Genomic DNA, 25973 nt, shown 5'->3' on the forward strand with positions numbered 1-25973 from the left:
GGGCTTGGGGCGCCAGCAAGGCTTATAGGCTGCTCGTGTCCTCCCGAACCTTCAGAATACGGTCTATAAGACCCCATTCAAGCGCTTCCTCCGCCGTCATGAAGCGGTCGCGATCCATCCCACGCTCAAAGTCTTCGTAGGAACGTCCGCAATGCTCCGCGTAGAGCCGCGTCATGCGCTGCTTGGTCTTTAAAATTTCCTCGGCATGAATCAGCATGTCGGAAGCCTGCCCTTGAAAGCCGCCGGAGGGCTGGTGGATGAGGATACTGGCATTGGGCAATGCGGCTCTTTCGCCGGGTTCGCCTGCCATCAGCAGGAACGATCCCATCGAACGGGCCGTCCCCATGCAAAGTGTATGAACCGGCGCACGAATGAAGCGCATGGTATCGTACATGGCCAGACCGCTGGTCACGACACCGCCCGGCGAATTGATATAGAGGTTGATGGGCTTTGTGGGGTTTTCCGCTTCCAGAAACAGCAGTTGCGCGCAGACGAGCGCCGAAACGGTATCGTTCACCTCGCCATTGAGGAAGATGATCCGCTCGCGAAGAAGCCGGGAATAGATATCAAAGGATCGCTCCCCCCGGCTGGATTGTTCTATGACCATAGGGACGAGTTGCATCGCTTCGCGCATCGGCGACCTCCAGACTTCAGAATTTTAAGGGGAGGCTCGCCGTGTCAGGCGGCGAGCATGAGGGCGGGGCTGTTGCTGTTCGCCGGCACCCTTGCCCTTCCATCGAATCTTGCGTCCGTCAGTTCGTGGACGATCCGAAGGCAGGTGCCGCCAGTGGCATTCGGGGTGATCGTGAACGTCACGGTGCTTTCAAGGAAAGGCGGGGTATCGTCACGCAGCTTGTAGCGGACTTCCTGGCCGGGAGTGACGGTGATCGCATCGGGAACAGCCAATGCTTCCTTCGGCAGCCACCTTTCCCGAAGTTCGGGAATGGTGACGGCACGCCAGACCTTTTGCGGCGGATCGCCCAAGTCAAACTCCAACGCGACGCCGCTATCCCACTCCTTGGTCTTCCCTTCGTTCATTGATCCATATCCTTCAGCAAGACTTTGAGTGCTGTGATACGCTCCGGCCAATAGGCGCGGTATTTTGCGAGCCACTGGGCGATGAGAGCCAACCCATCGGGGTCGACTTCGTAATTCACGAAACGCCCCTGCCGTTCTTCCCTCACGAGCTTTGCGCTGCGCAGAACTGCGAGGTGTTGCGACATCGCCGGCTGGCTGATCTCCATGCCCTCGCGCAAGGCACTGGCGTTCATGCTCCCTGCCGCCAGCTTCTCAAAGATCGCACGGCGGGTCGGGTCTGCCAAAGCTCGGAAAAAGTCATTCTCGATCATGCGAACACATAAGCACACACTTATGCGATTCGCAAGCTATTTCGAGGGCAGCTTTCTGTTGCTGCGGAAATCCTGGGTTCGACGACTGACCTCAGCGCGGATGCGGCTGACCGAAATCAAACCAACAGCGATATATTGTCCATCACCACCGAATTGCCCATGAAGTCGAAACGGATTTCTTCGATGTCTTCGAGATTGACCTCGAGACTGGGGCCAATGACCTCGAGTTCCTGCTGATAGACAATCTGACCGTCGTTCAGGGCGGTGAGCGTCAGGTGAAAGGGCGATGCCGATAGTTCGGCGATCGAGACGCTCTGAAAGGTGAACTCCCCGCCATCGACCAATTTCAAGCTTACGGGCGCCGAACCTGGGGATAGAACGGTATCGCTGAAACCATCCTCGGTAATGGCGTCGACGCCCGGGATGGTATCATAGACGATGCCGTTCAGAAGCGTTACGTCGTGGCTGCCGTTCACCGAGAGCGCAAAGCCCCGATAATTGGGGAGAGAGAAATTATCCGCCCTCGATAAGACGCCCATATCGTCGAAATCCAGGACTTCGTGGTATTTTTCGTCTTCGTTGACGCCGTCGATCGCAAGCGTCAGCACGCCGAGGTCCGTACCTCCCGAGCCGTCGGACATCTTGTAACTCAGTTTTTCTATGAGCTGATCGTACTTCCCCAAATTCTTCACAACGTCGAGCGTGTAGTCCAGCTCATATGTGAAGTGACCGTCAGGTTTCACTTTGAAAGTTCCGTACTTGCCCTGAATGATCGTTTCGTGGTCAGGCCCATGTTTGGCGTCGATACGGACGCCATTAACGAAGCGAACATACATGTCCGCTCCCTCTGGATCGCTGGCAAGGCGCAGCAGATCGCCCCTGATCCAATCATGTTCGAAAAAAACGAGAAGGTCGTCGACAGCAGTTGGCTTTGCATTTGTCATTGGAAGCCCCGGCAGGTTAACGCTGCCGGGAATATGAACTGGCCTTGAACCAAAGGCAACCTGAAGTCGTCCCCATCGCGACAAATGTCGATTTCGCACATCTGTCACTCGCCTATTGCGTGTGACATGCCGCCTGCAAAATGTGACACATCATGGCCCCGACTGCAGACTCGGCCGCATCCCGATTGCATTTGCTTCGCAGCAGATTTAGACCGGTTCCAATCTAGCGACGCACGCCCAGCAGAAAGGTCACTTCGATGGCTGACGATCTCTTCCCCCTCGGCAAGGATGCCACCTCCTATCGCAAGATCAGCGGTGATTACGTCTCTGTCGACACCTTCAAGGGCCAGGAAATCCTGACCGTCGAGCCGGAAGGCATCCGTCTGCTTGCCGAAACCGCCTTTGCGGACATCAACCACCTGCTGCGCCCCGGCCATCTGAAGCAGCTCGCCTCGATCCTTGACGATCCCGAAGCGACCGATAACGACCGCTTCGTCGCCTACGATCTTCTGAAGAATGCCAATATCGCCGCCGGCGGCGTGCTGCCCATGTGCCAGGACACCGGCACTGCGATCATCATGGGCAAGAAGGGCCGCAGGGTCTGGACCGAGGGCGAGGATACGGCAGCGCTCTCCAAGGGCGTTCTCGACGCCTATGAGAAGAAGAACCTGCGCTATTCGCAGCTCGCGCCCATAAAAATGTTCGAGGAAAAGAACACCAAGAACAATCTGCCGGCGCAGATCGATATCTATGAGGAAGGCACCGACTCCTACGACTTCCTCTTCGTCGCCAAGGGCGGCGGCTCGGCCAACAAGACCTTCCTCTACCAGGGCACGCCCTCGCTTTTGACCCACGACCGGATGATCGATTTCCTTAAGGAGAAGATCCTGACGTTAGGGACGGCAGCCTGTCCCCCCTACCATCTGGCGATCGTCATCGGCGGCACCTCGGCCGAGATGAATCTGAAAACGGTCAAGCTCGCCTCGACGCGTTACCTCGACGAGCTGCCCACCGAAGGGTCCGAGAGCGGCCACGCCTTCCGCGACATCGAAATGGAAAAGGAAATTCACAAGCTGACGCAGCAGATGGGCGTCGGCGCCCAGTTCGGCGGCAAGTATTTCTGCCATGACGTCCGTGTCATCCGCCTGCCCCGCCACGGCGCTTCGCTGCCGATCGGCCTCGGCGTCTCCTGCTCCGCCGACCGCCAAGCCAAGGGCAAGATCACCCGCGACGGCATCTTCGTCGAGCAGCTCGAAACCGACCCGTCGAAATACATGCCCGAGATCGACGAGGCGAAACTGTCGGAATCGACCGTGCATATCGACCTCAACAAGCCGATGGCCGAAGTGCTCGCCGAACTCTCCAGGCATCCCGTCAAGACACGCCTTTCGCTGACCGGCACCATCATCGTCGCCCGCGACCTCGCCCATGCCAAGATTCGCGAACGGCTGGAAAAGGGCGAAGGCATGCCCGATTACCTGAAGAACCACCCGGTCTATTACGCCGGCCCCGCCAAGACGCCGGCCGGCTACGCTTCCGGTTCCTTCGGCCCGACGACGGCCGGCCGCATGGATAGTTACGTCGACCAGTTCCAGTCCTTCCGCGGCTCGATGGTGATGCTCGCCAAGGGCAACCGCTCGCGCGCCGTGCGCGAAGCTTGCAAGAAACATGGCGGTTTCTACCTCGGCTCGATCGGCGGCCCCGCCGCCCGCCTCGCCCAGGACTGCATCCGCAAAGTGGAAGTGTTCGAATATCCCGAGCTCGGCATGGAAGCGGTTTGGAAGATCGAAGTCGAAGACTTCCCCGCCTTCATCGTCATCGACGACAAGGGGAATGATTTCTTCCAGGAATTGAATTTGGGGTGATTGCCTGGTGTGGTCTTTGAAGGCAGATGAAGGGCAATCAACGGTTTGCCGTGCAGCCCCCTCATCCGACCCTTCGGGCCACCTTCTCCCCGCTGGGGAGAAGAGGGTGCAAGCCGCCGACCGTCGTTCCCTACCGTAAAGGTCTCAATGGGAGCGAGACGCTGCCACGAGTCCCTTCTCCCCTGCGGGGGTCCGTAGGACGGGCGAGACCCGTGGCTCGCCCCGGTCGATGCCGGCAGGCAGATGAGGGGGCCACACGGCACCCCCTTCCGATACCCGCACCATTACTGAATATCTGCAGCGCTCACCACCTCCCCATCATCCACTCTCGCCAGGATCTCCGTCCGGAATGCGCCGGCAAAGAGGCCGGTGTGCTCCAGCAGCAGAGCGCCGCCTGCGATGATGGTGAAAGCGAGGATGGCGAAAGAAATGGCACGGGACCTTTCCATGATCTCACGCCCCGGTTTTCTGGCAGCAGTCGGGTTTACCGCTGGAAATTATCATCCCGAAATATCCAGGCTGAAATAGGAGACGACCAAAACCGGATGTCGACAAGATGAATACGATCCCCAGCGAGAAAAAGAACTGTAAGTTTTTTATACACCGCTCCCGTACAACGGGTATGCACTGTCCCGTTCAAGATACGTTTTTCCATGGAAAATCATAGGCCTGCTTGAAGTATTGACCCGATGCGAAGTTGTCGTATGTAATCTTTGGTATATGTCGCTTTAATCTTTTCCCAAGAAATTTAAGCTAACAAATAAAATATTGCCTTCGAATATATGAGGAGTTCGCCGGATGAATACGGCTGTCGCGCCCAAGGTGCAGGTTCCCGATGTAGCGGGCCAGATCACCTATGCCATGCGTTCGATGGGCGTTGCGCCGATACCCCGCAATTACGAACTCTTCTACGAGGCCTATATCGGCTCCAATCCGGCGCTGACCCGCGAGCTCGCAGCTCTCGGCAGCCAGGCGACCCAGGCCGAACTAGACGCGCTCGGCGCGCAATATTTCACCAACAGCCCCGCCCGTGTCTTCGACGATGCCCATACGCGCATATCGGGCGAACTCGACGGCCTGCTGCGCATCCTGAGGCAGGAGCAAAGCTCGCTCGAAAGCTATACGAGGCTGCTCGGCGAGACCCATAAGCGCATCACCTCCAAGAGCAATGCCAGCGTCGAACTGATCGAAAGCGCCATAGAGCTTCTGAGCCAGGCGACCGGCGATACGATGGCGCACGGCGAGCGCACCGTCGAGGACGTCGTCCAGCGCTCGCAGGAGATGGACCAGGTCCGCAAGGAACTGGACGAATACAAGCGCATCGCCAACACCGACTCGCTGACGCGCCTTTCCAACCGCCGCGCCTTCGACGACCGCCTCTCCGCCGTCTTCAACAATCCCGGCATGCGGCCGGTGACGGCGCTTCTGCTCGCAGACATCGACAATTTCAAGAAGATCAACGACACATACGGCCATCCGGTCGGCGACAAGATCCTCGCCACCGTCGCCTCCGTCATCCGCAGCAATGTCCGGCGCGACGTCTTCGTCGCCCGTGCCGGCGGCGAGGAATTCGCGCTCATCATCGAGGGCAATACATCAGAGGAAGTGATGGCGATCGCCGAGCGCATCCGCCGCACGCTGGAAACAACGCCCTTCAAGAATTCCCGCACGCGGGTGAATTACGGCCCGGTCACCGTCTCGATCGGCGTCTGCATGGCCTCCAGCGCCGAGGATGCCGGCGAACTCTACAGCAAGACCGACATCGCGCTCTATGGCGCCAAGAATGCCGGGCGCAACTGCACCATTCTCTACGAGGACGGCATGCAGAAGGATTTCACCAAGAGCTGGCTGATCTACAAGGCCTGACGCCGCCAGGCCTCGCACGGCGTCGTATGCCGTCACCGCCAGGTGACGGCGGCTCACCACATCGTCTTCGCGGCCCGCCCTGGCCATTCCCGATCGTAGGTTTCCTGATCGAAATCGCCGACCGCCACCTTCAGCATCTGGCCCGGCGTCGGCAGCTTCGCCGGATCGGCAAAGTGCTCGGCATTCCAGAGCTCGGCCCGCATCACGGCGCGCGCGCATTGGAAATAGACCTCGTCGATCGAAATGACGATGACGGTGCGGGGATGTTTGCCGTCCATCTCGAAACTCGAAAGCAGCGCCTCGTCGTTCGAGACGACGCCGCGGCCGTTGATGCGCATCGTCGTATTCGAGCCGGGGATCAGGAACATCAGCGCAAGCCTCGGATCGCGCACGATGTTGGAGAGCGAATCGACCCGGTTGTTGCCGCGCCAGTCCGGCAGATGCAGCGTCTCGTCGTCGACGACGCGCACCACGCCGCCGAGATCGCCGCGCGGCGAACAATCGAGCCCTTCCGGCCCGACAGTCGCAAGCGCCGCGAACGGCGAGATCTCGATCATCTCGCGATGGAGCGGCGTCAGCCGCTTGGTCACCTTGTCGACAGAGGCCTGCGACAGGCCGGCGCCATAGATCGTATTGAGCTCTTCGATGCTGCTGATGATTTTCATGGGGCGTCCCGCCGCGGCTTGATATCGGGACGGACGCTACAATGCCGCGCGCCTCGCCGGAAGCTCAAAAAATGGAATGATCTCCGCATCTTTTTTGATGCTTTCGCCGGCTTCCTCGCCCGCGCCGCCTTCGAGAAAAGCCGCGATCGCGCCAAGCACGGGCGCCGCGCCGATGATGCGCCGGTGACCGAATCCGTTTGCCCAGAACAGCCGCACTCTATTTCCCGCCGCGCCGTAACGCCGGGCATGGGCCGCTGACACCTCTTTGTCGTCCTCGGCATGGATCACCAGAACCGGCCGGCCGATCGAGCCCGCCGTATTGCTCACATCGAAATCCCCGAGTCTCCGCCCAGTGACACGATGAACCTCATTCTCCAGCACGGCCTGGGCTACGGGGCGAAGGCCGACCATTCGGCCGAAATCGGTAAAGAGCCAGGCCATCTCGCTCGGCGCGCCGATCAGCACCAGTCGCTCGCCGGTAACAGGCGCCGAATCCGGGATCAGGCCCGCCGCCGAGACCATCAGCGCCGCGCCCCCGAAGGAATGGCCGATCGCCGCATCGAATACGCCGAAGCGCTCCCCTGCCGCCGCGATCGCCTCGACAGCAAGCCCCATATGCAGGAAGCGTCCGCCCGCGAGCCCATGGCCGGGAAAATCGAGCGCCACCACCTCGGCGCCCGTCGCCGCCAGCATCGAAACGAGATCGGCCATGTAGACGGCGCTCGAGCCCCAGCCATGCGTGACGAGATAGCGCTTACGCTCACCGATCGCTCCGCCGTTGAGGCGATAGGCATGGGCCTTGGCGCCGCCGGCAAGCCTGAGGACGAAGCGTTCGGCGCCGGCAAGCCGTGCCGCGCCCGCCGCATGCGCCGCCTTCGCTTTCTCGCCCTTCGGCCGCGGCGATGGTGTGCGGCAGAACAGCCGGAATGCCGCCCTGCCCGCCAGCCGCGGCGAAATCGCCTGCAGAACCCGGAATCCGAGACGGATGACCTCAAGCGCAAAATTTGCCATAGTGGGAATCCAAAAGACTGTTCAACACTGAACAATAAAGTACAACGATGAACAAAAATCAATCCCTACCCTGGGATCATCCGCGTTTTCGCAGCTGGATCGCGGTGGCTCGCGCCTGCCAGCTCATGCAGCAATCCCTGACCCGCTCGCTTGCCGATCTCGATATCAAGCCGCCGCATCTCGATATCCTGGTCAATCTCTACCGTTTCGAGGGCATCTCGCAGCAGGAGCTCGCGCGCAAGCTCCTCGTCGGCCGCTCCAATATGAGCATGCTGCTGCCGCAGATGGAACAACGCGGCCTGATCGAGCGGCGCGGCGACGAACGCGACAAGCGCGTGCTGCGCCTCTATCTCACCGGCGAAGGCCGCAAAGTGACCGAGGCGGCCATGGCGATCCAGACCGATCTCATCGAACGCACGCTCTCCGAGGAGCCGATCGAGCAATGCATGGCGACCGCCTCCTCGATGGAGCGAATCATCGCCGTGCTGCTGAAAGATCTGCGCGACGATGACTGATGATCAATGCAGTGACGGCGCCGCCGATGTGCCGCTCAGCGAGCGATATTCCCAGGCGGCGACGATGATCAGCACCAGCGTCGCCAGGATTCCCAGCAGATAGACCTCGACGAACGGGGCCACGAAGGCCAGCAGGACCACCAGCACGAGGCCGGCAAGATGCGACAGCGGCATCCGCCCGCTGGTCGCGCCCTTGAACCAGAGGTTGCCGATCAGGAACAGGCCGGAGCCGCCGAGCACCGCCGCAGCGATGCCGAGATCGCCCGTCTCGTGCGGATGCGAGAACATGAATTCGACCGCCACCGCATGCACGATGATGCCGGCCAAGATCGGGATATGCCCGTAGGTGAAGGCCTGCCGCGCCAAAGCTCCCGGCGTCTCCTCATGCTCGATGCGATGGGCGGCGCGCCCATGGCCGAAGCGGAAATAGAGCCACCACATGGCGACCGTGCCGATGAAAGCGGTCACGAAGACGAGGCTGGTAAGACCCGAGATCGGCAGCTCGGAAAAGGTGCGGCCGGAAACGAGGATCGCTTCGCCGAGGCAGATGATGACGAAGAGCGCGCAGCGCTCGGCCATATGAGCGCCGGAAACATCCCAGTCGCTCGGCGTCGAACGACCAAGGCCGGGCACTGCAAAACCCGCAGCCGGCCCGGCATATTCGATCACGAGTGCAATCACCCAGGCGATCAGCCGCGCCTCATGCTCCATGAGCCCGCCGGCGATCCAGAAGACGGCGGCGACCACGAGCCAGGTGCTGATGCGCATGAAATTCAGCGTATTGGCCCGGTCGACGCGCGTCATCGCATAGGTCGTAAACAGCGAGCGCCCGACCTGCATCGCCACATAGGCGCCGGCAAACAGCAGCCCCTTGTCGCCGAAAGCCTCGGGGATGGAAGCGGACAGCACCAGCCCGAGCATCATCAGCACCACGAGCATGCCGCGCACCGGCATCTTGTCGGGATCGAGCCAGTTCGTCACCCAGGCGGTGAAGATCCATACCCACCAGACGGCGAAGGTCATCAGCGCCGCTTCGGCCGCACCAAGCAGCGTATAATGGGCGGCGAGCGCATGCGAAAGCTGCGAGATCGAAAAGACGAAGACCAGGTCGAAGAACAGTTCGAGGAAGGTCACCTTGCTGCCGGCGGCGCTGCCCTTGGCGCGCAGCCAGTTCTTTCTATTCGCTTTCGCCATGTGTCCCCCAATGGCTGTCTATTGAAATTCAGCGCGGTCTTTCCGCCGTGTCGCGGCTCATGCCCTTTTCCCGGAGCTCGTCCTCATAGGCGGAAAACAGCTCCGCGCCGCGTTCGCCGAGTTCACGCAGATAGGTCCAGGTGTAGATGCCGGTATCGTGCATGTCGTCGAAGCCGATTCTAACCGCGTAATTGCCGGTCGGCGTCATCGAAACGATCGCGACGTTGCGCTTGCCCGGCACCGTCACCTTCTGCCCCGGCCCATGGCCCTGCACCTCGGCGGAGGGCGACAGGACCCGCAGGAGTTCGGCCGACAGGTCGAAGCTCTGGCCGTCATTGAAGGTCACCACCAGCCGCTGCCGGTCTTTTGAAACGCGAAGTTCGCTCGGCCAGATATCGCTCATCTCTATCACCCTCTTTCCCTGGAGAAGTAGGCGCTCGGCATTTTCGAGGCAAGCGCAAATTAGCGTGTGCGAATTCCGTTTCCCTTGACGGGGCAATCACATATGCACAAATAGAGAGATAGCGCTTGAAAACAGGCAACGATCCCGTCTGGCGCGGGTCCGTTGCGGAGGAATTGGTGAATACGAGAGTCGGAACCTTAGGCAACGCATCGCCGCTCACGGCGGATGCACATCCGATGATCGACCCTTTCGGCCGGGCGGTCACCTATCTCCGCGTCTCCGTCACCGACCGCTGCGACTTCCGCTGCACCTATTGCATGGCGGAGAATATGACCTTCCTGCCGAAGAAGGATCTCTTGACGCTGGAAGAGCTCGACCGTCTCTGTTCCGCCTTCATCGCCAAAGGCGTGCGTAAGATCAGGCTGACCGGCGGCGAGCCGCTGGTGCGCAAGAACATCATGTATCTGGTGCGCCAACTTGGCGAAAAGATCGGCTCCGGCCTCGACGAACTGACACTGACGACCAACGGCTCGCAGCTCGCGCGCCATGCCGCGGAACTCTATGACTGCGGCGTGCGCCGCATCAACGTCTCGCTCGATACGCTCGATCCCGATAAGTTCCGCAAGATCACCCGCTGGGGCGATTTCTCCAAGGTCATGGAAGGCATCGACGCCGCCCAGAAGGCCGGCCTCAGGATCAAGCTCAACGCCGTAGCCCTCAAAGGTTTCAACGACGTGGAGATGCCCGAAATCCTGCGCTTCGCCCATGGCCGCGGCATGGACCTCACCGTCATCGAAACCATGCCGATGGGCGAGATCGAAGAGGACCGCACCGACCAATATCTGCCGCTCTCCGAGCTGCGCGCCGATCTCGAACGTCAGTTCACGCTCGCCGACATCGATTACCAGACCGGCGGCCCGGCGCGTTACGTCAAGGTCGAGGAAACCGGCGGCCGCCTCGGCTTCATCACGCCGCTGACCCATAATTTCTGCGAAAGCTGCAACCGCGTGCGCCTCACCTGCACCGGTACGCTCTATATGTGCCTCGGCCAAAACGACGCCGCTGATCTCCGCGCCGCGCTCCGCGCCACTGAAGACGACGCCCTCCTCCACGCCGCCATCGACGAAGCCATCACCCGCAAGCCGAAAGGCCACGACTTCATCATCGACCGGACTCATAACCGGCCAGCGGTGGCGCGGCATATGAGTGTCACGGGGGGGTGATAAGTTGGTGAGGGCATGCCGTGCAGCCCCCTCATCTGCCTGCCGGCATCTTCTCCCCGAGGGGAGAAGGGATCAGGCCGCACGACCGCCATTCCCACAACTAAATTCTAGAGGACGCGAGGCGTTGCGGCGACTCCGCTTCTCCCCAGCGGGGCTATGGCATTCACACATTTAGAATTGCTTATGGAGTGCAGTTCTGATTCTCATGCTGGAGAGCAGGAGAATTGATGATGGATGATTTGCGCCTGGGACGGTTTGGCGACCGTCGCCTGGAAAAAGGGGGGCGTTCTTGCTGGGGCGCCTTGTTGCGACGGCCGGCCAGGGACTGCGGGTGCGCAAGCTCGGCGGCAATCGGGCTGGGGAGATCCGCTTGAGCCGGTTTCTGCGCAATGCTGCGATCGCTCCGCAGGCGATGATCGATGAGGCGGCGCTGCGCACGGCCAGCCGTTGTGCGGATCGGCACATTCTGGCCATTCAGGATACGACGGTGGTGCGCTCCGGCGGCGGCGGTGGTCTTTATCTGCATGCGATGATCGCCGTCGATGCCGATGATGGCGCGATCGTCGGGGCGGTCGACGGACAGTTTCTCAACCGTGACCAGGGCAAGCGCGGCACGCAGCACGCCCGTCCGATCGAGGAGAAGGAAAGCTATCGCTGGCTGGAGGGCGCCGATCGCGCCGCGCAGGTTTGCGCCGCGGCGCGCCGCATCACCGTCATTGCCGACCGTGAAAGCGATATCTACGAGGCCTTCGCGCGCCGGCCCGTCAATGTCGACCTCGTCATCCGGGTGGCCCGGGACCGTCGCCTCGGCAAGGACCAGCCGTCGCTGCTCGCCCTGGCCGAGGCCTTGCCGGTTGCGGCAACCCTGGCCTTCACCCTGCCGGCCAAGCCGGGCCGCAAGGAGCGCGACACGCAGCTGGCGATCCGCTTCAGCGCGGTGAGCTTGCCGGCCCCGAAGAACGGCATCCACAGGAAGGCCCCGGATGGTGTGCGCCTTTGTCTGGTGGATGTGCGCGAGAGCACGCCACCGCCGGGCGAGACGCCGATCCATTGGCAGTTGCTGACGACCTACGCGGTCTCGGATGCCGATCAGGCAGCGGCGGTCATTGCCCTTTATCGCCGCCGCTGGGTGATCGAGCAATTGTTCCGCACCCTGAAGACGCAAGGCTTTGATATCGAAGGCCTGCGCATCGAGGACGAAGTGCCGCTGAGCAATCTGGTGATGGCCGCCTTCGTCGCCGCCGTGATCGTGCAGCAACTGGTGCATGCCCGTGACGGGACCCCGTCCGGCGGCACCTTGCGGCCCATCGAAGACGCCTTCGAGCCGAGCGACCGGCCGCTGCTGGAAGCCTTCTGCGCCAAGCTGGAGGGCAACACCGCCCGGCAGAAGAATCCGCATCCCAAGGGATCGCTGGCCTATGCCGCCTGGGTCTGCGCCCGCCTCGGCGGGTGGACCGGCTACTACGGCAAGCCAGGACCGATCGTCATGCTCGACGGATGGCAACAGTTCCAGGCCGCCAAGCGCGGCGTATCCCTTCTCCTATCCGCTTTCGACAATGTGTGAATCTAATAGCCCCAGCGGGGAGAAGATGCCGGCAGGCAGATGAGGGGGCCACACGGCACGCCCTCTACTGCCTTCGCTAATACCCAGCGCACTCACTCCCTTGCCCTGCCGGGCATCTTCCGCTGGGGAGGGCAGGGAAATTGCCGCAACCCCATCCCAATCACCCCGGCTTACGCGCACAAATCGCAAACCGCTCCTGCACCATCCGCTCTAGCCCACGCAGAAACGGCATCTTGCGCGCCTGCGCCCAATGGATATCCCCGAGCTTGCGGTCAACCACGATATCCGTAAAGCCCGCCTGACGGAGAAGATCGACCACAGCTTCGGCCGGCATCGCCTTGGCGAAATGCACGCGGGAGCGGATGTTCTGGTGCCGCGCCATCATCTCAGGCGACATGTGGCTCGCCGCCGGCTTGCCCGTGATTTTCGTCCAGAGCTTCTGCAGGCCCTTGACCCAGGTCTCCTTGCCCATGTTGCCGTCGAGGATCAGCACCTTGCCGCCCGGCTTCAGCACCGCGAACCATTCCTTGAAGGCCGAAGCCGGGTCTACCAGCGTCCAGACGAGATGGCGGTTGGTGATGACGTCGTAGCTGTCCCTCGGCTCCATCGTGTTTTCGGCATCGCCGGAAACGAAGCGGATATCGGTGCCGCGCTTCTTCGCCTTGGCGCGCGCCTGCGCCAGCATCGCATCCGACCAGTCGAGCCCGGTCACCTGGAAGCCGGCATCGTTCATCAGATGCGAGATGACGGCCGTGCCGCAGGCGAGATCGAGCGCCGCACGCCCCTGCCCCTCGCCGAGATGCTTTCGGATCAGCCGCTGCCAGCCCTTCCGCTCTTCTTCCGAAAAGATCTCATGGCCGACGCTCTGGTCGAAGGTGGCGGCCCGTTCCGACCAGAAGTCGCGGATTTCGTCGCGGATCGAGTAGTTGGTATTCATGGAATTCATCGCAGGCACCCCGGCATGGCATCAGTTTGGAAACGCTCTAAAACATATAACTTGATTTAGAAAGTCATATTTCTTATGCCTGCGGACATTATTCAGACCTCAGGGGAATTTCCAGATGAATTTCGTGAAAATGCTCGCAGTTTCCGCTGCCGCGATTGCGAGCCTGATGCCGCTTTCGGCGCTCGCCCAATCCTTCACCATCAAGGATGTGGCGGGCCGCGAAGTGAGCTTCGAAAAGCCGGTCGAGCGTGTGATCCTTGGGGAAGGCCGCATGCTCTATGCGGTCGCGCCGATCGAGAAGGAAGATCCCTTCGCCAAGATCGTCGGCTGGCGCAACGATCTCTGGACCACCGACAAGGACGGCTTCAACGCCTATGTCGAGAAGTTTCCCAAGGGCAAGGACCTGCCCTTCCTCGGCAACCTGACGGACGGCACGCTGCAGACCGAAACGGTCGTCAAGCTTCACCCGGACGTGCTGCTGCTGCCGATCGGCAACAAGACGGCGGCCGACGAGGTGAAGCTCGAGGAGATGCTGAACGGCATCGGCGTCAAGATCGTCTACATCGATTTCCGCGAGCATATTCTCGCCAACACCGAGCCGAGCCTGAAGATTCTCGGCAAGCTCTTCGGCCATGAGGACCGCGCCGAAGCAGTTGCCAGCTTCTGGAAGGAGCAGATGGCGCGCGTGACCGACAGACTGAAGGCGGCCAATCCGCCGGAGCCGAAGGTCTTCATGTATCGCGCCGCCGGTCTGGTGGAATGCTGCGGCACGTTCGGTCCGGATAATTTCGGCCTGATGGTCGATTTGGCCGGCGGCCACAATCTCGGCTCCGATTTCCTGCCCGGTTACACCGGCTCCATCAATGCCGAACAGGTCGTCGCTTCCAATCCCGAGGTCATCGTCGTCACCGGTTCCAACTGGAGCCAGACCAAGGACGCCAAGGATTTCGTGAATGTCGGCCCGAACGCCGCCGCCACCCTCGGCGACAGCCGCAAGGCGCTGATCACGCTGATGGAAAACCCGGCCTTCACCGGCTCCAAGGCGGTGGCCGGCGGCAACGTCCATGCGATCTGGCACCAGTTCTATACCAGCCCCTACCAGTTCGTCGCCGTCCAGCAGCTGGCGAAGTGGTTCCATCCGAACCTCTTTGCCGATCTTGACCCTGACGCCACCTTCAAGGAATTCCACGAGAAGTTCCTGCCGGTCGCCTATCAGCCGGGCTACTGGGTCGACGCCAAGGCGGGCAAGTAATCCGCGATGGCCGAGATCGCCGCCATATCGATCGAAGCCGAAGCCGGGCGGGAGCGCTACCGCGCCCTCGCCCGGCGCAAGCTCCTGATCCTTGCCGCCATGACGGCAGCTCTCTGTCTGTCCTTTGCCGTCGATCTCGCCTGGGGACCGGCCCGCTACAGCCTCGGTGAGGTCGTGGCCGCCCTCCTCGACCCGTCCTCCGTTTCCGATCAGGTGCGGGCCGTCGTCTGGAATATCCGCATGCCGGTCGCCGTCATGGCGGTCGTCGTCGGCGCTTCGCTCTCCGTCGCCGGCGCGCAGATGCAGACGATCCTCGCCAATCCGCTCGCCAGCCCCTTCACGCTCGGTATCTCGGCCGCCGCAAGCTTCGGCGCGGCCCTTGCGATCGTCACCAGCGTCCCGCTTCTGCCGGTCGCGGCCGGCCTGCTCGTGCCGGTCAATGCCTTCATCATGGCGTTGATCGCCACCCTCTTCATCCATTTCATTTCGCAGGCCCGCGGCGTCTCGGTGCAGACGGTGGTGCTGCTCGGCATCGCCCTGGTCTTCACCTTCAATGCCGCCCTCGCCTTCCTGCAATATCTCGCCTCGGAACAGGCACTGTCGGCCGTCGTCTTCTGGACCATGGGCAGCCTCACCAAGGCCACCTGGCCGAAGATCTGGGTGACGCTCACCGTTCTCCTGGCTGCCCTTCCGCTCTTTGCCCGCAATGCCTGGGCGCTGACGGCCATCCGCCTCGGCGAGGACAAGGCGGCAAGCTTCGGCGTCAATGTCCGCCGCATCCGGCTGGAAACCATGCTCGTCGTCTCGCTGCTTGCCGCGGTGCCCGTAAGCTTCGTCGGCACGATCGGTTTCGTCGGCCTCGTCGGCCCGCACATCGCGCGCATGATTCTCGGCGAGGATCAGCGCTTCTTCCTGCCGGGCTCGATCCTTTCGGGCGCATTGCTGCTCTCGCTGACCTCGATCGTCTCGAAGTCGATCATCCCAGGCGTCGTCTTCCCGATCGGCATCATCACGGCGCTGGTCGGCGTGCCCTTCTTCTTCTCGCTCATCCTCTCGAACAGGAGCCGGTCGTGGTAGCGCTTCAATTGCAGTCGGTCGGCGCCTTTCACGGCCGCAAGCTCTTCGTCGAAGACGTAACGACGCCGGTGATGAAATCAGGCGAAGTCGTCGCCGTCATCGGCCCCAACGCCGCCGGCAAGTCGACGCTTTTCAAGCGCATCACCGGCCTGCTCAAAGGCCCCGGCCATGTCGTCGTCGAAGGCTCGAAGGCGAAGAACGCCATCAGTTACATGCCGCAGGATACGTCGGCCAATGCGGTGCTGACCGTCTACGAATCCATTCTCCTCGCCCGCAAGCAGGGCCAGTCCTGGGCCGTCGGCGACAGCGACCTGCGCTTCATCGACGAGATCATGGCAGCACTGGACATCACCGCCATCGCCTTCCGCGATCTCGGCGCCCTCTCCGGCGGCCAGCGCCAGCTCGTCTCAATCGCCCAGGCGCTCGTCCGCGAACCCGAAATCATGCTGATGGACGAACCCACAAGCGCCCTCGACCTCCACCGCCAGATCGAAGTCCTCGACTTCATGCGCCGCCAGGCCCGCGCCAAAGGCATGCTCGTGCTCATCGCCATCCACGACCTCAACCAAGCGCTTCGCTTCGCCGACAAGGTGCTGGTCATCGCCAACGGCCGCATGCGCGCCTGCGGCGCGCCGAGGGACGTGGTCACAGCCGAGATGCTGCGGGAGATCTACCGGGTGGAAGCCCGAGTGGAGAAATGCTCACTGGAATACGACCATGTGATCGTGGATGGGACGGCGCATTGACCCAAGAGAGCCTCATCCTAAGGGCGTCAATACCCAAGAGAGCCTTATCAGGATGAGAGTGGATGGGCATACAGTAAGGCACCCCCTCTGTCCTGCCGGACATCTCCCCCACAAGGGTGGAGATCGGCTGGGCGAGATGGCTTCCCCAAACAACTAAAGCATAGTGATTGTCGCTGCCGTTCGAGAGAGGGCAATGGTCAAACCTCTTGCCAATCTCCCCACCTGTGGGGGAGATGTCCGGCAGGACAGAGGGGGTGCCACACGGCACGCCGGCCAAGGAGAAAGAAACTGTCTTGCGCCCAAGAGAGCCTCATCCTGAGGTGCCCCGCAGGGGCCTCGAAGGACGAGGCGGGCACTCCATCACCCCACCCCGTCAGTCGATCAATCGCTGCGCCGTAAACTTGTCCGTAACAAGCATGTCGATCACCCCAACACGCAGCGCGCCGGCGATCGCATCGGTCTTCTTGGCCCCGCCGGCAAGAGCAATCACCCGGTCCACCCGCTCGAGATCCTCGAGCGGCAGCCCGATGACCCGATCATCAAGCGGTGTCTTGACCGGCTTGCCGTTCTTGTCGAAGAAGCGAAGCGAGATATCGCCGACGGCGCCCGCTTCCGCGAGGTCGGAGAGTTCGCGGGAGGAAAAGATGTTGCCGGAGCGGGCGAGAAGTTCGGATGGTTCGACGGCTCCGATGCCGACGATTGCAAGCGTTATGCTGCCGAAGAGGTCCATCGTCTCGCGGACGAACGGGTCGGCCTGCATCAGAAGTTTTGCCTCCCTTGACGTCGTCACGCCCTGTACGGGGAGCAGTTTCGGCTCGGCGCCGGTCAGCCGTGCAAGCCGCGTGGTCAGCTGTGTCGCATGCGTCTGCACCGAAGGATCGCCCATGCCGCCAAGGGTCTGGACGACGTATTTCACCTGAGCGCTCTTCGAAGGATGGATGTTCTCGACCATCTTGAAAATGGTCTGGCTCCAGCTCGAAACGCCGATGATCTCTCCTGGCGAAAGCGTCACCTCCAGGAGATGGGCCGCTGCCTCTCCGATACGGGCCATGATGGCGCCATCCCGATCTTCCGTGCACTCGACGACGATCGCCTCCGGCAGACCGTATTTCTCGCGAAGCGCGCCCTCGAGCTCGCTATAGGTGCCGACGGGAGGAATCACGCTGGTTCTGACGATATCCTCAGCCTCGGCGCGCTTCAGCATGCGCGACACCGTCGCCTGCGACAGGCGAAGGTGCTCCGCGATCTCCGCCTGTCGCCGCCCCTCTATGTGGTACATCTGGGCGACCCTTGAAATGAGGCGGAGTTCGTTGAGGCGAGTCATCGCTAATCCCAGAGTGAATTTTTATTCACCTTTAGCCTGTGTTTCGCAGGACGTCGAGCGGGCGAGCGCATCATTCCAGGTATCGAGAAGCAACCCACGATCAACGGGCTGCGGCTCGATGGTTTGCGTGTTTCGCGGCAACTCCGCGACAATCGGGAGATCGCTCCACAAGCCGAGCGACAGCCCCGCCAGATAGGCAGCACCCAGAGCCGACGCCTCGGGTGCTTCGCATTGGATCACGGGATGTTCGATCAGGTTCGAGACACACTGCATCAGGAAGCGGTTCTGGCTCGGTCCGCCATCCACATAAAGCGCGCCAAGTTCGCCGCCGCTCTGCGTCCGCATGGCCGCGATCACGTCATGCACTTGGAAGGCGATGGAATCGGTTACCGACCGGGCCATTTGCGCACGTGTCGTATTGAAGTTGATCTGGGAGAACAGCGCGCGGGCATCGGCATTCCAGTAAGGGGCACCCAGTCCCACGAATGCCGGCACGAAGCCAGGGCCGCCCGGCTCGGCACTCGCCGCAAGTTCCACGAGAGCCGCCACGTCAGTAAGGCCGAGAATATCGGCCATCCAGGGAAGACTGGCGGCGCAAACGAGAATATTGCCTTCGAAAGCGAAAGTCGGCTTTCCCCCGATACGCCATGCGACTGTGGTCGTGACGCCGTTGCGCGGGGGAATGAAGTGCGAAAGCGTCGTCATGACCGAAGAGCCAGTCCCGAAGGTCACCTTGCCGTCGCCCGGCTTGAATGCCCCATGACCGAACAGGGCGGCGTGGCTGTCTCCGATCGCGGCCATGATCGGAGTACCGTCAGGCACTCCCGGCAATCCTTGCGTTCTGCCGAAATCGGCGGAGCTGTCGAGCACCTCGGGCAGCAGTGCGATATCGACGCCGAAAATCTCGCCGAGTTCCTCGCTCCATCTCTGCTCCCGGAGATCGAACAATTGGCTTCTCGCGGCATTCGAAGCGTCGCAGGCATGTCGGCGCCCGCCCGTCAGGCAGTGGACGAGCCAGCTGTCGATCGTTCCGAGCCGCACCGATCGCCCGGCCGGAATACGGTCGAGCAGCCAGCGGAATTTCGAACCCGGAAACATCGGGTCCAATGGCAGGCCGGTAAGCGCCTGCACCCGGTCAAGGCGACCTTCGGCAATCAGACGTTCGCAATCCTGCGCCGTTCGGCGGCACTGCCAGCTGACCACCGGCCCAAGCGCCTCTCCCGTATCGGCGTCCCAGGCGGTGACGGATTCGCGCTGGTTGGAAATGGCCACGGCCTCGATAACAACATCGGGGCCGGCCTTCAGGCAGACGTCGACCGCTTCGCGGACCGATGCGTAGAGCCGGCGCGGGTCCTGTTCGACCCAGCCCGGCCTGGGATAGGAGATGCCAACGGGCGCCGCCCCCCTGCCGACGATCTCTCCCTTCTCGGAAACGAGAACTGCCTTTGAATTGGTCGTGCCCTGGTCGATTGCCAGAATTGCCCGCATTCTATCCTCCCCGGATCAGGTGACGGCCGAAACGGCAAAAGCGTATCAGCCGCCATGATCCCATTACTTGCGCTTGATCAGCGCCTGCGCGGCGTCGGCGATTGCGGACGGCGCCATCCCGAATTCGTCGAGCAGGAACTCTGCCGAACCTGTGGGGGCATAGACGCCGGGAACGCCGAGACGTTTCATCGGCACCGGGGCATTGTCGACCACCACTTCGGCGACGGCTGAGCCGAGCCCGCCAAAGATCGAATGCTCTTCGGCTGTGACGATCGCTCCGGTTTCCCTGGCAGCAGTGATGATAGCCTCCTCGTCGATGGGACGAACCGTCGCGAGATTGAGCACCCTGGCATTGATGCCGCGCTCAGCGAGGATTTCGGCCGCCTTCAGAATGCGATGCGTCAAAGTGCCGTTGGCGATGAGCGTGACGTCGGACCCCTGCCGAAGGAGATTCGCCTTGCCGAGTTCGAACTTATGGCCTTCCGGAAGCAGGTCCGGCACGCCGACCCGTGACAGGCGCAGGAAACACGGCCCGTCATAACTCGCGGCCCAGGCAACGGCAGCGGCGGTTTCGATGCGGTCACACGGCGCGATGACCGGAAGATTGGGCAGAACCCGCGTCCAGGCGAAATCTTCGATCGAGTGATGGGTCGGACCAAGTTCGCCATAGGCCATGCCGGAGGAGATGCCCACCAGCTTGACGTTGGCATTCGAATAGGAAATGTCGGCCTTGATCTGCTCCAGCGACCGCCCGGTGAGAAACGGAGCGGCGGCGCAGACGAATGGAAGCCGTCCGCCATTGGCGAGGCCCGCTCCGACGCCGACCATATTCTGCTCCGCGATGCCGACATTGACGAGGCGTTCGGGAAATTTCGACTTGAAGCCGCCGAGCTTGGAGGAACCGACGGAGTCGTTGCAGACGGCGACGATCGTTTCGTTTTCAGCGGCCAGCCGCTCGAGCGTAGCAGCGAATGCGTCGCGGCAATCGTGGAGCTTGGGTGGGTTTACTGGAGCGTTCATCACAGTGCCTCCGACAATTCTGCCAATGCGATTTCGTATTGTTCTTTGCTCGGCACCTTATGATGCCATTCGACCCGGTCCTGCATGAACGAGATTCCATGGCCCTTGTTGGTATGGGCGACGATGCAATGCGGCCTTGCCCCCCGGTGTTCGAGTGCAGGAACGACTTCGCTCATCGTGTTGCCGTTGATCTCGGTGACTTCCCAATCGAAGGCTTCGAGCTTCGGGCGCAGCGGGGCGAGATCATTGGTTTCGGCCAGCGCCGCGCCCTGCTGAAACCTGTTGTGATCGATGACCAGCGTCAAGTTATCGAGCTTGAACTGGGCGGCCGCCATGATCGCTTCCCAGTTGGAACCCTCCTGCATTTCACCGTCGCCGGTGACGACATAGGTGTGAAATTTAGCACCCGAGAGCTTGGCCGCTTTCGCCATTCCGACTGCGACCGGAAGACCATGGCCGAGCGGCCCGGTATTCGTCTCGACGCCGGGAACCTTGTTGCAATTCGGATGCCCGTTCAGCCGCGAATGCGGCTGCAGGAAGGTGGAAATCTCCTCCTCCGGAATGAAGCCGCGTTTTGCGAGCGTCACATAGAGGGCGCATGCCGTATGCCCCTTTGACAGAACGAACCTGTCGCGGTCGGGATGTTTGGGCTGATCCGGCCAGACTTTCAGCACACGAAAATAGAGCGCCGTCAAAATGTCGATGACCGACATCTCCCCGCCAATATGGCCCGCGCCCGCTTCAAAGACCGCCTGGAGATCGCGCAATCGGATCTCGCGGGCGATGCGCTCAAGTTCTGTCGTATCCATGGGCTCCTCGTGTGCATAAATATTCACTATTCAATATTTTTGCACAACAAACCGATTAGTCAAGCCCCTTGGCAAGGCCGCCAGGAACATAGGCCGCCGGAAATCTTGTTGACAGCCGGAAAGCAAGTTGTTAATGAATTTTCCAGCAGGCATGAATATTTATTCTCACCTGAACGAATATCGGATACAAGCCTAAGCATAGGGAGGAGCAATGGTGGCGCTCGATATCAATGAACACAGGCTTTCGTCCGGCGCCTGGCTCGGCAAGCTCAAGGGAGCTACCGGCCCGCTCGTGGGACTGCTTGCGCTCTGCGTCTTTCTGAGCCTCAGCACGGACACGTTTCTTTCGGTTCGAAACGGCCTCAACATCCTCGACCAGATCACCGTTCTCGGCATCATGGCTGTGGGAATGACCTTCGTCATCCTGATCGGCGGCATCGATCTCTCCGTCGGCTCGGCCCTCGCGCTCGCGATGATGGTCATGGGCTGGACCGCCAACGTCGCCGGCCTGCCCCTGCCCGTCGGCATCGTCTTTGCGCTGATCGCCTCGGCGGTATCAGGCCTGATCGTCGGGCTTCTGGTGACACAATTCAGGGTTCCGGCCTTTATCGCCACTCTTGCGATGATGTCGGCCGCCCGCGGCGTTGCGAACATGATCACCGACGGCCAGCAGATCGTCGGCTTCCCCGACTGGTTCATGATGCTGGCGATCGATCGCCATTTCGGCGTCATCACAGCCACGGTCTTTCTGATGCTTGCGGTGGTTCTTGCGGCCTGGCTTTTCCTGCACTTCCGGTCCGAGGGGCGCATGCTCTATGCGGTGGGCGGAAATTCCGAAGTCGCGCGCCTTGCCGGCATCAACGTCCCGCTCGTGACGATCAGCGTCTATGTCGTGAGTGCCGTCCTTGCGGGGCTCGCGGGCGTCGTGCTCGCCGCCCGGCTGGATTCCGTTCAGCCGTCCAGCGGTCTCGGCTATGAGCTGGATACCATCGCCGCGGTCGTCATCGGCGGAACTTCCCTCTCCGGCGGCGCGGGCGGCATCGGCGGGACGCTGATCGGCGTTCTCATCATCGGCGTGCTTCGCAACGGCCTCAACCTTCTCAACGTCTCGCCGTTTCTTCAGCAGGTGATCATCGGCATCGTCATCGTGCTTGCGGTCGGCGCGGAGACCATTCGTCGGCGTCGCGCCTGATGCGCGCTGGCGGACCCGGAATTCCGCCCCGCAAGATCGGGGCGGATCAATAACCCAAGGGGGAGGACATACCCGAGGGTGCTATCAACAACGGAGGAACTACAATGAAAATTGCGCGCACCATGCTCGCGTCTGCTGCACTGCTCGGCCTCATGCTCGGCCCCGTACACGCGGCGGAACTGAAGAAGCTCGGCCTCGCCGTTGCCAACCTTCAGGCAAACTTCTTCAACCAGATCAAGCAATCGGTCGAGGCCGAAGCAAAGAAGCGCGGCATCGAAGTCATCACGGTCGACGCAAAGGGCGACGGGCCGACGCAGGTCAACCAGATCCAGGATCTTCTGACCCAGAAAATCGATGCGCTGATCTACATCCCGGCAGGTGCGGCCGCTGCAAGCGTTCCGGTCAAGCTCGCGAAAAGCGCCGGCATCCCGGTCGTCAACGTCGACCGCAACGCCGAGGGAGCACCGGGCGATACGTTCCTTGCAACGGATTCCGTCGCCTCCGCCAAGGCCGTGTGCGATTACATCCTGAAGGAAGCCGGCGGCAAGGGTAAGATGGTCATCATCCACGGCCAGAAGGGCACGACGCCGGAAGTCGATCGCTCGAAGGGCTGCGGTGAATCCCTGAAGGCATATCCTGACGTGAAGGTCGTCGCCGAGCAGTTCTCCAACATCTGGAGCCAGGACGAAGGCTTCCAGATCATGCAGAACATGCTGCAGGCAAACCCTGACGTTTCGATCGTGTTCGCCCAGGCCGACGGCCTCGCACTCGGCGCCGCACAGGCGATCAAGGTCGCCAATCCCTCGCAGAAGATCGTGGTCGGCGGCTTCGATGGCGATACGGCAGCGCTCGAAGCCCTCAGCAAGGGCGTCTTCAACGTCACGGCGACGCAGCAGACGCAGAAGATGGGCCGCGACGCGGTTGAAAATGCCGCCAAGCTTGTCGCCGGCGAAAAGGTGCCTCCGGTCCAGCTCATGGATGCCACGCTGACCACCAAGGAAAACGTGGCAGGCTTCATCGCCAACCATCCCTGATAACGTTGAGGTCTTGAGGAGGTGTGCCGTGACTGATCCCGTTCTTTCCCTGAGAGGCATATCCAAGTGGTATGGACCGCTCCAGGTTCTGAAGGATGTCAGCCTGGACGTCTATCCCGGCGAAGTGGTTGCCCTTCTCGGTGAAAACGGAGCGGGCAAGTCGACGCTGTCGGGCATCATCGCCGGGTCCCGCACGCCCTCCGAAGGATCGATGACATGGCTGGGGCAGCCTTATGCCCCGGCCACCCCAAGGGAAGCGATCGACAAGGGTGTCGTCCTGATCCACCAGGAGCTGCAGCTTCTGCCGCAGCTCTCGGTCGCCGAAAACGTCTTCATCGGACGCTGGCCGATGAAGAACGGCGTCGTCGACCGCGCCCAAATGGTTCGCCGGGCCCAGGATCAGCTCGCCCGCCTGAACCTTCACATACCCGCAACGCGGAAGGTCGCCGGCCTTTCCACGGCCAATCAGCAACTCATCGAAATCGCCAAGGCGCTGGCGCTCAACGCAAAGCTCCTGATCCTCGATGAACCGACAGCCGCCCTTGGCGGCGCGGAGACGGAAGCTCTGTTCGAGCAGGTTCGCAAGCTTCGCTCGGAAGGCGTCGGCATCGTCTACATTTCCCACCGCATGGAAGAGATCAAGCAGATCACCGACCGCATCGTCGTTCTTCGCGATGGCGAACGGGTGCAGGAATTCTCAGACAGCGCGACCCCGGTTCGAACGATCGTCGAGAGCATGGTCGGGCGCCCGCTTGACCGCCTGTTCCCCGCCCTGCCCGTTCCGACGGACCGTCCGGTCCTTCAAGTGTCCGGCCTGAGCTCGCCGGACGACTCGTTCCGTGACGTCACCTTCGAGGTGCGGGCCGGAGAAATTCTCGGCATCGCCGGGCTGGTCGGCGCCGGCCGCACCGAACTGGTGCGGGCGATTTCGGGAGCAGATCCGATCAGTGCCGGTTCGATCAAGCTCGAAGGCGAGGAACTCAGGCTGCGCGATCCGGCGGACGCGATCGCCAGAGGTATCGTGATGGTTCCGGAGGACCGCAAGGAACAGGGCCTGATCGTCGGCCACCGGATCAGCGAGAACATTGTCTACGCCAATCTCGACAAGCTCGGCCGTGGCTGGATCACACCGCGCATCAAGCGCTCCTTTGCGGAAAAGGCAGTGGCCAAGTTCGGCGTCAAGGGCCGTGCCGAGCAGTACGCCTCGGACCTATCAGGCGGCAACCAGCAGAAGGTCGTGATCGCCAAGTGGCTGATGCGCGATCCCAAGGTCGTCGTGCTCGACGAACCGACGAGAGGCATCGACGTCGGCGCCCGCGCCGGCATCTACGACATCATCGTCAATCTTGCCAAACAGGGCGTAGCGGTCATCGTCGTGAGCTCGGACCTCGAGGAAGTTCTCGGCGTCTCCAATCGCATTCTCGTGCTTGCGCAAGGCAAGCAGGCGGGGATCCTCAACCGTGACCAGGCCAATGACGTTTCGGTCATGGAACTGGCTACTATCTAAACAGACAGAGAAAGGAAGAGCGGTGTCCGACATCACTCTGAACGCCCCGAAGCTTTTCGATCTCAGCGGCCAAGTCGCCATCGTCACCGGCGCCGGAAGCGGCATCGGGCAGCGCATCGCCATCGGCCTTGCGCAATGCGGCGCCGACGTCGCCCTGCTCGACCGCCGGACCGACGACGGACTGGCGAGGACAGCCGAACATATCCGCGCCGCCGGCCGCCGCTCGATCGAGATCGCAGCCGACGTCACGAGCAAAACCTCCCTGGCAGATGCCGTGGCACGCACCGAAGCCGATCTTGGCGCGCTGACGCTCGCCGTAAACGCTGCCGGCATCGCCAACGCCAACCCGGCGGAGGAGATGGAGGAGGATCAGTATCAGACGCTGATGGATATCAACCTCAAAGGCATATTCCTCTCCTGCCAGGCCGAAGCCCGCGCCATGCTGAAGAATGGACGCGGCTCCATCGTCAACATCGCCTCCATGTCCGGCGTGATCGTCAACCGCGGGCTGAGCCAGGCGCATTACAACGCCTCCAAGGCGGGCGTCATCCACATGTCGAAGTCTTTGGCCATGGAATGGGTCGGCCGCGGCATTCGCGTCAACACCATCTCCCCCGGATACACGGCAACGCCAATGAACACCCGTCCGGAGATGGTCCACCAGACCAAGCTCTTCGAAGAGCAGACGCCGATGCAGCGCATGGCGACGGTCGACGAGATGGTGGGGCCGGCCGTGTTCCTGCTGTCGAATGCGGCAAGTTTCGTGACCGGCGTCGATCTTCTCGTCGACGGCGGCTTCTGCTGCTGGTGATGCCTGAGAAGGCTCATTGCCGGCCGCTGGAAAATGAACGGTCTCGCCTCCTCCCTGGCTGAGACCGAGGCGCTGGAGGGTAACGGGCATGACGGCGTGCGATATCGCCGTCTGCCCGCCCTTCCCGCCGATCGAACGGGCGGTTGCGCCGAGATTTGCTGTTTATTT

Annotated in this window: 26 protein-coding genes; 12 read left to right on the top strand and 14 right to left on the bottom strand. The window is 61.7% G+C overall.

Features of this window, described 5'->3' with window-relative positions:
• Positions 1-22: 22 nt before the first annotated feature.
• From QD408_RS22935 to QD408_RS22950, 4 genes are all read right to left on the bottom strand, one after another.
• Positions 23-634, bottom strand: a complete 612-nt coding sequence (locus QD408_RS22935) for an ATP-dependent Clp protease proteolytic subunit (protein ID WP_088681139.1) — start codon at positions 632-634, stop codon at positions 23-25.
• Between the two features lie 44 nt (positions 635-678).
• Positions 679-1038: an SRPBCC family protein gene (locus QD408_RS22940; RefSeq protein WP_088681138.1), complete on the bottom strand. Its 360-nt coding sequence runs from the start codon at positions 1036-1038 to the stop codon at positions 679-681.
• Positions 1035-1349 (bottom strand): ArsR/SmtB family transcription factor, encoded by a 315-nt coding sequence (locus QD408_RS22945; protein ID WP_088681137.1) that lies wholly within the window; start codon positions 1347-1349, stop codon positions 1035-1037. The genes QD408_RS22940 and QD408_RS22945 overlap by 4 nt, the downstream gene beginning before the upstream one ends.
• A gap of 116 nt (positions 1350-1465) precedes the next feature.
• The gene (locus QD408_RS22950) at positions 1466-2293 is read right to left on the bottom strand and encodes a VCBS domain-containing protein (RefSeq protein WP_088681136.1); all 828 of its coding nucleotides are present in this window, start codon (positions 2291-2293) and stop codon (positions 1466-1468) included.
• Positions 2294-2550: 257 nt separating this feature from the next.
• Between QD408_RS22950 and QD408_RS22955 the strand changes: the two genes are divergently transcribed.
• A complete protein-coding gene (locus tag QD408_RS22955) occupies positions 2551-4158 on the top strand; it encodes a fumarate hydratase (protein ID WP_088681135.1) in 1608 nt (535 codons plus the stop codon).
• A 284-nt stretch (positions 4159-4442) separates the two neighbouring features.
• Here QD408_RS22955 and QD408_RS22960 read toward each other — a convergent pair whose 3' ends face one another.
• Positions 4443-4607 carry a hypothetical protein gene (locus tag QD408_RS22960; protein WP_190237387.1) on the bottom strand — a complete coding sequence of 55 codons (165 nt, stop codon included), beginning with the start codon at positions 4605-4607 and terminating at the stop codon, positions 4443-4445.
• Positions 4608-4956: 349 nt separating this feature from the next.
• Between QD408_RS22960 and QD408_RS22965 the strand changes: the two genes are divergently transcribed.
• Entirely contained in the window at positions 4957-6024 is a 1068-nt protein-coding gene (locus QD408_RS22965) for a GGDEF domain-containing protein (RefSeq protein ID WP_088681134.1), read from the top strand.
• A gap of 53 nt (positions 6025-6077) precedes the next feature.
• On the opposite strand, the gene QD408_RS22970 is transcribed toward QD408_RS22965, so the two are convergent.
• Together QD408_RS22970 and QD408_RS22975 are read right to left on the bottom strand one after the other, a co-directional pair.
• On the bottom strand, positions 6078-6689 hold the full coding sequence (locus tag QD408_RS22970; protein WP_414140879.1) for a pyridoxamine 5'-phosphate oxidase family protein: 612 nt from the start codon (positions 6687-6689) through the stop codon (positions 6078-6080).
• Positions 6690-6725: 36 nt separating this feature from the next.
• Positions 6726-7700: an alpha/beta hydrolase gene (locus QD408_RS22975; RefSeq protein WP_088681132.1), complete on the bottom strand. Its 975-nt coding sequence runs from the start codon at positions 7698-7700 to the stop codon at positions 6726-6728.
• 47 nt (positions 7701-7747) lie between these two features.
• Here QD408_RS22975 and QD408_RS22980 point away from each other — a divergent pair, with 47 nt between their 5' ends.
• Positions 7748-8215, top strand: a complete 468-nt coding sequence (locus tag QD408_RS22980; RefSeq protein ID WP_088681131.1) for a MarR family winged helix-turn-helix transcriptional regulator — start codon at positions 7748-7750, stop codon at positions 8213-8215.
• Positions 8216-8218: 3 nt separating this feature from the next.
• Here QD408_RS22980 and QD408_RS22985 read toward each other — a convergent pair whose 3' ends face one another.
• Together QD408_RS22985 and QD408_RS22990 are read right to left on the bottom strand one after the other, a co-directional pair.
• Positions 8219-9409: a low temperature requirement protein A gene (locus QD408_RS22985; protein ID WP_414140880.1), complete on the bottom strand. Its 1191-nt coding sequence runs from the start codon at positions 9407-9409 to the stop codon at positions 8219-8221.
• 28 nt (positions 9410-9437) lie between these two features.
• Positions 9438-9812, bottom strand: a complete 375-nt coding sequence (locus QD408_RS22990) for a gamma-butyrobetaine hydroxylase-like domain-containing protein (RefSeq protein WP_414140881.1) — start codon at positions 9810-9812, stop codon at positions 9438-9440.
• Positions 9813-9988: 176 nt separating this feature from the next.
• Here QD408_RS22990 and moaA point away from each other — a divergent pair, with 176 nt between their 5' ends.
• The gene (moaA, locus tag QD408_RS22995; protein WP_414140882.1) at positions 9989-11035 is read left to right on the top strand and encodes a GTP 3',8-cyclase MoaA; all 1047 of its coding nucleotides are present in this window, start codon (positions 9989-9991) and stop codon (positions 11033-11035) included.
• Between the two features lie 289 nt (positions 11036-11324).
• Positions 11325-12599 (top strand): IS4 family transposase, encoded by a 1275-nt coding sequence (locus tag QD408_RS23000; RefSeq protein WP_414140883.1) that lies wholly within the window; start codon positions 11325-11327, stop codon positions 12597-12599.
• Between the two features lie 160 nt (positions 12600-12759).
• Here the strand turns inward: QD408_RS23000 and QD408_RS23005 are convergent, their stop codons facing one another.
• On the bottom strand, positions 12760-13545 hold the full coding sequence (locus tag QD408_RS23005) for a class I SAM-dependent methyltransferase (RefSeq protein WP_414140884.1): 786 nt from the start codon (positions 13543-13545) through the stop codon (positions 12760-12762).
• A 115-nt stretch (positions 13546-13660) separates the two neighbouring features.
• Here QD408_RS23005 and QD408_RS23010 point away from each other — a divergent pair, with 115 nt between their 5' ends.
• From QD408_RS23010 to QD408_RS23020, 3 genes are read left to right on the top strand one after another with little or no spacing between them, the layout of a single operon-like run.
• Complete coding sequence (locus QD408_RS23010) at positions 13661-14797, top strand: ABC transporter substrate-binding protein (RefSeq protein WP_414140885.1); 1137 nt, start codon at positions 13661-13663, stop codon at positions 14795-14797.
• A gap of 6 nt (positions 14798-14803) precedes the next feature.
• Positions 14804-15874: a FecCD family ABC transporter permease gene (locus QD408_RS23015; protein WP_414140886.1), complete on the top strand. Its 1071-nt coding sequence runs from the start codon at positions 14804-14806 to the stop codon at positions 15872-15874.
• Entirely contained in the window at positions 15868-16620 is a 753-nt protein-coding gene (locus QD408_RS23020) for an ABC transporter ATP-binding protein (RefSeq protein ID WP_414140887.1), read from the top strand. The genes QD408_RS23015 and QD408_RS23020 overlap by 7 nt, the downstream gene beginning before the upstream one ends.
• 373 nt (positions 16621-16993) lie before the next feature.
• Here QD408_RS23020 and QD408_RS23025 read toward each other — a convergent pair whose 3' ends face one another.
• The 4 genes from QD408_RS23025 to QD408_RS23040 all read right to left on the bottom strand — a co-directional run bounded on the left by QD408_RS23025 (position 16994) and on the right by QD408_RS23040 (position 21261).
• Positions 16994-17944 carry a sugar-binding transcriptional regulator gene (locus QD408_RS23025; protein WP_085737461.1) on the bottom strand — a complete coding sequence of 317 codons (951 nt, stop codon included), beginning with the start codon at positions 17942-17944 and terminating at the stop codon, positions 16994-16996.
• Positions 17945-17965: 21 nt separating this feature from the next.
• A complete protein-coding gene (locus QD408_RS23030) occupies positions 17966-19432 on the bottom strand; it encodes an FGGY family carbohydrate kinase (protein ID WP_414140888.1) in 1467 nt (488 codons plus the stop codon).
• Between the two features lie 63 nt (positions 19433-19495).
• Positions 19496-20452, bottom strand: coding sequence for a transketolase family protein (locus QD408_RS23035; RefSeq protein WP_414140889.1), 957 nt, complete (start codon positions 20450-20452; stop codon positions 19496-19498).
• Positions 20452-21261 (bottom strand): transketolase, encoded by an 810-nt coding sequence (locus QD408_RS23040; RefSeq protein ID WP_184466527.1) that lies wholly within the window; start codon positions 21259-21261, stop codon positions 20452-20454. Before QD408_RS23040 ends, QD408_RS23035 begins: the two co-directional genes overlap by 1 nt.
• Positions 21262-21472: 211 nt before the next feature.
• Between QD408_RS23040 and QD408_RS23045 the strand changes: the two genes are divergently transcribed.
• From QD408_RS23045 to QD408_RS23060, 4 genes are all read left to right on the top strand, one after another.
• Complete coding sequence (locus QD408_RS23045; protein ID WP_088681119.1) at positions 21473-22453, top strand: ABC transporter permease; 981 nt, start codon at positions 21473-21475, stop codon at positions 22451-22453.
• 104 nt (positions 22454-22557) lie between these two features.
• On the top strand, positions 22558-23487 hold the full coding sequence (locus QD408_RS23050) for a sugar ABC transporter substrate-binding protein (RefSeq protein ID WP_088681118.1): 930 nt from the start codon (positions 22558-22560) through the stop codon (positions 23485-23487).
• Positions 23488-23515: 28 nt separating this feature from the next.
• On the top strand, positions 23516-24994 hold the full coding sequence (locus QD408_RS23055; RefSeq protein WP_088681117.1) for a sugar ABC transporter ATP-binding protein: 1479 nt from the start codon (positions 23516-23518) through the stop codon (positions 24992-24994).
• Between the two features lie 22 nt (positions 24995-25016).
• The gene (locus QD408_RS23060; protein ID WP_414140890.1) at positions 25017-25805 is read left to right on the top strand and encodes an SDR family oxidoreductase; all 789 of its coding nucleotides are present in this window, start codon (positions 25017-25019) and stop codon (positions 25803-25805) included.
• Positions 25806-25973 lie beyond the last annotated feature (168 nt).

The organism is Rhizobium sp. BR 249 (assembly GCF_047445895.1).
Taxonomy (GTDB): Bacteria; Pseudomonadota; Alphaproteobacteria; order Rhizobiales; family Rhizobiaceae; genus Rhizobium.